Consider the following 7,819-nt stretch of genomic DNA (forward strand, 5'->3'; position numbering starts at 1 on the left):
AGATTGAACTACGAGTGCGACCGGATGCTGGATGCAATCACTGATGGAAAGCTGCCCCCCGTCCAGGCCAAGGCCTGGCTGACCTCAGTTGTCCGTTCGTGATTGCCCGCCCGAGGGCCCTCCCGCTTAGGTCCTTTCGCGCGCAAGTGCCACGAAGCGACAATCGCAATCCGATAAACATGCCAGATCTGGCCAGTCTGGTCTGTGGGCCCCCTTGGCGGAAAATACGGATTTTCCGCCAGTGTCATCTCAGCCGGCACTTGCCTAGCGCTTCACCAGCCACTCGGCCCACCAGGCCAGCGCGGTTAGCCGCTCAGCTCATGCTGCGGCCTCCTGTTTGATGCTTCGCGGGCGTAGCTTCGCGAATTTCCGTACGTTCTGGGCGATGGCGGCGAGCAGGAATTCGTCCTTGGCGCCGTTTGGTCCGCGCAGCCGCAGCCGTGTCAGACCAAAGATGCGCTTGAGGTGTGCGAAGAGCATCTCGACCTTCTTCCGTTTATCACGCGACACCTTGTAGGCCTTGGTCTTTCGGCACTCCCTGGCGAACTCGCGCGCCTCTTCATGGGGCTCGCGCGTGACATATCGGGCATCGGCTTTCGGACAGCAGATCTCCTTGGATGGACAGGCCAAGCAGGTTGCCTTCAAGCCGCGGTATTTCTTCCGCCCACAATTATCCGGACCCCGTGCCGGATCGGAATAGTTGCGTCTGAACTGTTTGAGGGCATGGCCTTCAGGGCAGATATACTGATCATTCTTCTCATCCCATTCGAAGTCCGATCGCGAGAACGTGCCATCGGTCCGTTCAGATTCGTCAATCACCGGGATGAAGGGAATGATGCCACGTTTCTCGACCAGCCAGCCAAGGTTCTCGGCATTGCCGTAAACCGTGTCGGCGGCCAGCCAGTCCGGTTTGATGCCAAAGCGTTTTTCGGTCCTGTCCAGCATCGTACGCGCAGCCCCAACCTCGGCCTGGAGGATAGAACGGGTGGCCTCAACGTCCATGATCACCGAGCTCTTGGTGTCGATCAGGTAATTGGTGGCATAGGCGAAATAGGGGCGACGTTCCTCAGCACTGGTCCATTGCGCAGCCGGATCGGACGTGGCCACGAACTTGGGTTGGACCGGCAATGCTGCCACGAAGGCGGCGTCATCCAGTGTCTCTAGAAATTCACGTGCCGCCCTGTTTCCGGCTTACCGCGCGGCCTCCGGGCTCCAGTTCCCTGCCGCGATGGACCGGATCTTGTTGGCATCAGCCGAAATCACGCTCGCATCGACTGCGAAGCCCTCGCCCGACACCAGATACTCTTTCAAGCAGTGCTCAACGGTGGACTCAAAGACCTGCCGCAAAAGACCGCTTTCCCTGAACTTGCCGTGGCGATAGCGGGAGAAGGTCGAGTGATCCGGCACGTTACCTTCCAGACCCAACCGGCAGAACCAGCGGTAGGCAAGGTTTAGATGAACCTCGTCACAGAGCCGAGGCTCCGAACGGATCCCCATGACATACCCGATCACAAGCATCCGAATGATCAGTTCGGGGTCGATCAAGGGCCGACAAAGGTGGCTGTAGAAGATGCGTAGTGCCTCGCGCAGGTTCTCACCATTCAGGAAAAGGTCAATCTCGCGCAGCATGTGGTTGGCTGGGACGTGCCGCTCCAGATCGAAGTCGTAAAACAGCTGCGCCGGTGCTTATTGCCTGCCCATCATGCCGAAATCCTCCCATCCCCTCATAGTTGAGTGAATCGAGAGACTTGCCGCAGCACAACAATGACTTCTTCAACAGCGTCGGCAGAAACCGGACCTTAGCGGCACTCCACACCGATGATCGCTGCGCGCACTGCGGACCTTGGCATGCCAGATCTGCTGCGCGTTGCCGCCAAGGACCGGTTCGAGGAAGCTGCAATGCAGCGTAGGCGCTGACGTCAGACACTGCGATGTCTGAGACGACAGAATATTTTGGACAGGTATGTACGACCTTAGTTGCCGGTATTGGTGTTCAAAGGCTGGTCGATCAGACTACGCCAACCAGACACGATGGATGTGCGGTCCGGCAGGCCGTCCTCCAGCTCTTGCAGTACCTTTTCCTGATATTTCGCCATGGCCGCCTTCACATCCGCCTCGCTCTTGCCAGGCACTGGAATGGGTTTGCCATCCTTGTCGTTGGTGTATTCGTACTTGATCAGGTTCAGGTGCTTGTCGGGGTCAATTGCCTCGTCAGCGTAGTAGCCCTTGTGATACCAGTGCCGGTACACGGCCCAGGTCTCGACCCCGTATTTCACCCGGCTTTTTCGTTTTTCGCGGATTTTCTTCCAAACGTCATCAGCGTGATCGGCATATTGCTTGGCGTATTTGGCGACCGATCCGGTCTTGGGCACGCCATAACTGGATTTAAGAGGGTCGAATTTTTCGTCCGTGTTGGTCGGGTCGACATTGGCGATCTCCTGCAGGATTGCGAGGTGCATCCCCGCCCCCAGCAAGAACACCGGGAAACAGGCCAGCTGGTGTTTTTCGTCCATCAGCGTGCCCAACATTCCGTTGGTGCCTTGGAAAAACGTGTTGGAATAATCGTGCAGATGATAATCGAACAGGTTCTTACGATCCTGCTGCACGCTCAGGTCGGATTGCAACCGCGCGGGGGCATAGACATTGGTCATCTCGTTGCGCAGCGACACGAAGGTGCCGGCGATCTCGTCGATTGTCTGCTGTTTCAGCTCCTGCTGCATCAGCTTCTGCATGCCCTCGAAATAGGCATCCACCGTTGATTTCTTGTCCGAGGGAAACAGCGCATCCAAAATCGTGTTGATGATCGCCCCGGCAATCGCGCCCGCAATCACCCCGCCCGCAAGCTGGGTCAGGTTGCCGGTAATGCCTTTGAGCGCGTCCTTGGCCATTTGGTCAGCCAGTTTCTTGGCCACGTCCACGGCAATGCTCTGCGGCAGGGTGGCAGCGGCCAGTACCGTGATCCCGGCGACATGGTGCAGGCCCAGTTCCTCGGCGCTGAGTGTCGCCGCCGCCGGGCTGTCGAACCGCAAATCGCCGTTTTGGGCATCGACCACAACATTGCGGAACGCATACAGCAGGCGCGCCTGTGACGTCTGGCGGTCGACGAAGACCGTGCCAGCCGGAAACACGTCCCAATCCCGGGTCAGAAAGGCGAAGCGATCCTGGATCAGGGTTTCGCCGGGCAAAAACGGTGATGCGGCGTTCAACTCGTCAATCGCGCAGCGCAGGCGTAGCTTCAGCCGCGTGTCATCGCTGCCTGACAGGACCGGGTGTGCATAGGATAGCGGGGCATCCCCAGCATCAACGATGGCCGCTGCGACCCCGCGGATCGCGGTGTTCGCCAGACCCAGGACCTGAAACCCCTCCGCCAATTTCGCTGTTGTATAGTCATCAATATCAATATCTTGATTAACCGACGCCACCATGGGGGTGATCGTGGCTCGGGTCTGTGCTTGCGGAATGTGTAGCATGTGAATTCCTTGAAAAAAGGCCTTGTTCCATCATCCGGCAGGGCTGAAACCAGCATGCACGGATAAGCTTTAACTGATACCTCCAGAGTTACGTCGGTTCCGACGCACGGTGGTGGATTTGGCGACCATCTTCAAGGCTGACGGTCTGACCGGCTGTGCGGCTGGTCGTTGTAGCGGCCTCTTAGCCATGGCGTTCACGTTCTTCACCAAGTTCGATCCATTTGGGCGTCTGTAAGACAAATCCGTCGGGCCACTTTTGTTCGGTTTTCTTCGATTGGGTCGTCATGCAGGCCTCGGCGGTGGCGTGAGGACGTGGATGACGGCGAGTATTTGGCCAAACACGTTGTATGGCACAGCCACCTCAGCCGATTGGCAGGTGATCTTGCGAGCATGGCGCACCCCCCGCGCCCAGATCGTGATCAGGCGGCGCTGGATACTCTTTAGCCTTTGCTCGAGTTCCCAATGCTGGAGCGCCGGAAACTAGAGCTCTCCGCCAGTCTCACGATGAGGGGCTGGTGATGCCATCAATATAATGCACGGTCGCTTTGCTGAAGCCGCAACGCTGCATGAATGTACGTTTGACCAGCAGCTAAGGGCCGTCCGCTAAGGCGGCCCATGCCTTTAGATTTCTATAGCTTCGGCGATAGCCAGCGCATCTTCAAGCTCGACGCCAAGGTATCCGACGGTGCTGTCCATCTTGGTATGGCCCAATAACAGCTGGACTGCCCGCAGGTTGCCCGTCTTCTTGTAGATTTGGGTCACCTTCGTTCGTCTCATCGAATGCGTGCCGTAGGCGCTGGCCTCCAGACCAATGGATGTCACCCACTCACGGACAATACGCGCGTATTGGCGGGTCGATATGTGAAGCCGTTCGTGAAAACGCCCGGGCCAAAGATACTCGGAGCCGACCATGAGCGACTCCCGCATCCACCTTACGAGCGATGCTCGCGTGCCTTCAGATAGTTCGAAGCGGACCGGTTTCTGCGTCTTACTCTGCAGAACCGACGCGCGGTCCTTAATTTGGCCTGACGCCATGACATCGACCACCTTCATCTTGACCAGATCGCAGCCGCGCAGCTTGCTGTCGATGGCAAGATTGAAGAGGGCCAGATCGCGATGGTTCTCGTCCAGCTCCAGCCGCACCCTGATCGCCCAGACGTGTTTGGGCTTCAGTGGCCTCTTCTGGCCAACGATCCGGCCTTTGTTCCAAGCAGGACGCAGCGCGCGAATGGCGGGTAAGTTGGGGGTTTGCATGATGGATGCTCCGATCCACCACGCCCTCCTTCATCGACAACCCGACGTTGACAAGACATCATATCACATGATGCTGCGTTGCATCCGGGGGCGACTTCGAGCCTACTTGGACTGACGCGCATGTCGACGCCAATGTCCGCTGCGACGCTTGACAGGTGATTGCAACCTTCCCGATAGTGCAGGAGTGTTTTCGATTTTCCCCGGGGCCTTAGAACGGCCCGACTGGCGGAACTCAACGCGCCAACGTTACTGCGCAGATCACTTAAATAGATGGGTTCTCCATTATGCTCCGTTACGTCTCAGTTATAGCCAGTTTGATCGTGGCCTGTTTCACAAGCAATGCAACCGCTTTGGAGCTCTCCAACCCTGCCGCTAAATTTTGCACTGAACAAGGTGGGTCATATTTCCTCGTAGAGGATACCGGTGGCCAACGCGGGATTTGCACCCTCGCCGACGGCAGTGAGGTCGACGCTTGGGCGTATTTCCGGGAACAACATGCCTCCGTTGAGGAACGCAGTCTGATTGCCGACCGCATTTGGCTGGGCGGCCCAATCCTGACCATGAACGATGACGCGATGCGCGCTGAAGCGTTGGCAGAAAAAGACGGTGAGATTATCAGCGTTGGTGACGCGGACGACGTAACAGCCCTTCAGGGCCCTGAGACTGAGATCATTGATCTGGCAGGCCGCACCATGATCCCCGGTTTCGTGGACGCCCACGGCCATGTATTCATGATCGGCATACAGGCGCTGTCGGCCAACATGCTGCCCGCACCCGACGGCACGGTGAATGACATCCCTACGTTACAGCAGGTGCTGCGCGACTTTGCCGAAGCCCAACCCAAGCGTGTCGGTGCCGCAGGTCTGATCCTTGGCTTCGGCTATGACGACGCACAGCTGGTTGAGCAGCGTCACCCGACGCGGGACGAACTCGACGCTGTCTCAACCGACATACCGGTCTATGTCGTTCACCAATCCGGTCACCTTGGCGTGGCGAACTCCAAGGCGCTGGAACTGGCGGGCATCACTGCTTACACGCCAGACCCCGCCGGCGGTGTGATCCGGCGGCGGGAGGGCAGCTCTGAACCCAACGGCGTGCTGGAAGAGAACGCGGCAACTGTTGTGATTGGCGGCTTGCTGGGCGGGCTGGATGAACAGGCCAACCGCGCGATTTTCCGCGCTGGCGTCGAATTGATCTCTTCTTTCGGATACACCACAGCACAGGAAGGGCGTTCGATCCCCGCTGTGGCTAACCTGATGCAGGCGGTCGCCACCGAGGAAGGGCTGGACATAGATGTGGTGACCTATCCCGATGTGTTGGTGGACCGCGACTATATTCGGGCGAACCACTCCCGCAACTATACAGACCGTTTCCGCGTCGGGGGAGCCAAGCTGACCATCGACGGCTCGCCGCAGGGCTTCACCGCGCTGCGCGACCGCCCGTATTACAACCCACCCGAAGGATTTCGGGCGGACTATGCAGGCTATGCTTCGGCATCGAATAACCAGGTCTTTGACGCCATCGACTGGGCGTTCGAAAACAACATTCAAATCCTTGTACACGCCAATGGTGAGGGCGCGTCGGATATCTTGATCGGCGCCATAGATACCGCGACGCAAACGCACGGGCAAGCCGACCGACGCCCGGTTCTGATCCACGGGCAGTTCATGCGCGAAGATCAGGTGGATGCCTATAACCGACTGGATGTTTTCCCGTCCTTGTTTCCCATGCACACTTTCTATTGGGGCGATTGGCACCGTGATCGCACGGTTGGTCCCGTGGCAGCGGATAACATTTCGCCCACCGGATGGGTTCGCGAACGTGGCATGATGTTTTCAAGTCACCATGATGCGCCTGTGGCTTTTCCCGACAGTATGCGCATTCTTGATGCCACCGTGACCCGTCGGTCGCGCTCAAACGACATCATCGGTCCGGCGCAGCGGGTCGATGTGTTGACGGCACTCAAATCCCTTACGATTTGGCCCGCGTATCAGCATTTCGAAGAGGGTCGCAAAGGATCGCTAGAGGTCGGTAAACTTGCCGATCTGGTTATTCTGTCCAAAGACCCCACAGCGATTGACCCCGAAACGCTCGATACCATCGTGGTGCTGGAAACGATCAAGGAAGGCGATACAATCTATGAAGCCAGTCAGCGCGAAGGGCGTCTGAACTATCGCCCCCGCAACGACGGCACGGACCCTTATGCCGATTTTCTGCGCATCTTCACCGTGTCACACGAAATGCAGGGCGCCCCAAGATCGTTCAGCGCGATGCGTCCTTCACTTTTCGCGACCGCACCGCACTCCGGTGCCTGTATAGCGCGCACTTTGAGCGATATCATGACCGCTTCGCTTGTAACGGATAGCTCTGGCAAAAAGTAGCTAGAGCAAAGTGTTCGACGAAATGAAGACATTTGTTCGATTTATAGGAAAGTCAGCAAAGTCCCGCACCGCCGACCTTTCACCCTTCGAAAATGATGCGCCATAGACAAATGGCCGGTTTGGCGAAGCTGCATTGCGGCGCCGGACACCTTGGCGAGTGACCGCTGTGGGCCGATCACGACTAGAAACCTGGGGCTTTGGTCCAGATTTTGCAAAGGTTACTATCTGCGCTTAGCTGACATCTGAGCTGAGCGCGGCATCGCCTTGGTCATCGGAGCCGTTTGAAGGTACGCTCTCAGGAGATCGTTCGCGCTTGCAGCAAAGGTATCGCTGCACCTTGCATGAATGTCGTATTCGGGCTGGCTGGCGTCATCTGGCCGCTTGGATCTGGTACGGATTCGCTGAACCCTTGCAGCCGCATCGCGGCAAGTCCGCTGTGAGCCCAGACCAACCTACTTGGACGAGTTCTCCTATTGGCCGCGATAATGTATCCTAGTGCCACTTTAGATCATGCTGGGAAAACACCGTGCACTCGCAAAAATTCAAACATGCGTCAGCGTCGAAAGAAGTCGACTATGAAATGGTGGCCTTCGGCGATGCAAGTGACGGGGCTCTGTTTCACAAATCCTTTGAGGGATTCATCTCGTGAATCCAGCGTGGTAGCTGGGCTGCATGAGCAGACCGACACCCCCAACCTACAAGACCAGAAACTGG

General features: G+C 57.6%; 3 protein-coding genes and 1 pseudogene. 1 reads left to right on the forward strand and 3 read right to left on the reverse strand.

Annotation, left to right across the window (positions count from 1 at the left end; translation table 11 throughout):
- Positions 1 to 318: 318 nt before the first annotated feature.
- The 3 genes and pseudogenes from CLV89_RS21720 to CLV89_RS21730 form a co-directional block, all read right to left on the reverse strand.
- Positions 319 to 1,674: pseudogene (locus tag CLV89_RS21720) on the reverse strand (transposase).
- Between the two features lie 299 nt (positions 1,675 to 1,973).
- The gene (locus CLV89_RS21725) at positions 1,974 to 3,470 is read right to left on the reverse strand and encodes an insecticidal delta-endotoxin Cry8Ea1 family protein (protein WP_106165681.1); all 1,497 of its coding nucleotides are present in this window, start codon (positions 3,468 to 3,470) and stop codon (positions 1,974 to 1,976) included.
- 621 nt (positions 3,471 to 4,091) lie between these two features.
- On the reverse strand, positions 4,092 to 4,724 hold the full coding sequence (locus CLV89_RS21730; protein ID WP_106165682.1) for a tyrosine-type recombinase/integrase: 633 nt from the start codon (positions 4,722 to 4,724) through the stop codon (positions 4,092 to 4,094).
- A gap of 284 nt (positions 4,725 to 5,008) precedes the next feature.
- Here CLV89_RS21730 and CLV89_RS21735 point away from each other — a divergent pair, with 284 nt between their 5' ends.
- Positions 5,009 to 7,105 carry an amidohydrolase family protein gene (locus CLV89_RS21735; protein ID WP_106165683.1) on the forward strand — a complete coding sequence of 699 codons (2,097 nt, stop codon included), beginning with the start codon at positions 5,009 to 5,011 and terminating at the stop codon, positions 7,103 to 7,105.
- Positions 7,106 to 7,819 lie beyond the last annotated feature (714 nt).

Source organism: Tritonibacter scottomollicae (assembly GCF_003003215.1).
Lineage (GTDB): Bacteria > Pseudomonadota > Alphaproteobacteria > Rhodobacterales > Rhodobacteraceae > Epibacterium > Epibacterium scottomollicae.

Bases quoted from the DNA above. Each gene is read 5' to 3' on its own strand.
- CLV89_RS21725 (WP_106165681.1), bottom strand. From the start codon at position 3,470: ATGCTACACATTCCGCAAGCACAGACCCGAGCCACGATCACCCCCATG.
- CLV89_RS21730 (WP_106165682.1), bottom strand. From the start codon at position 4,724: ATGCAAACCCCCAACTTACCCGCCATTCGCGCGCTGCGTCCTGCTTGG.
- CLV89_RS21735 (WP_106165683.1), top strand. From the start codon at position 5,009: ATGCTCCGTTACGTCTCAGTTATAGCCAGTTTGATCGTGGCCTGTTTC.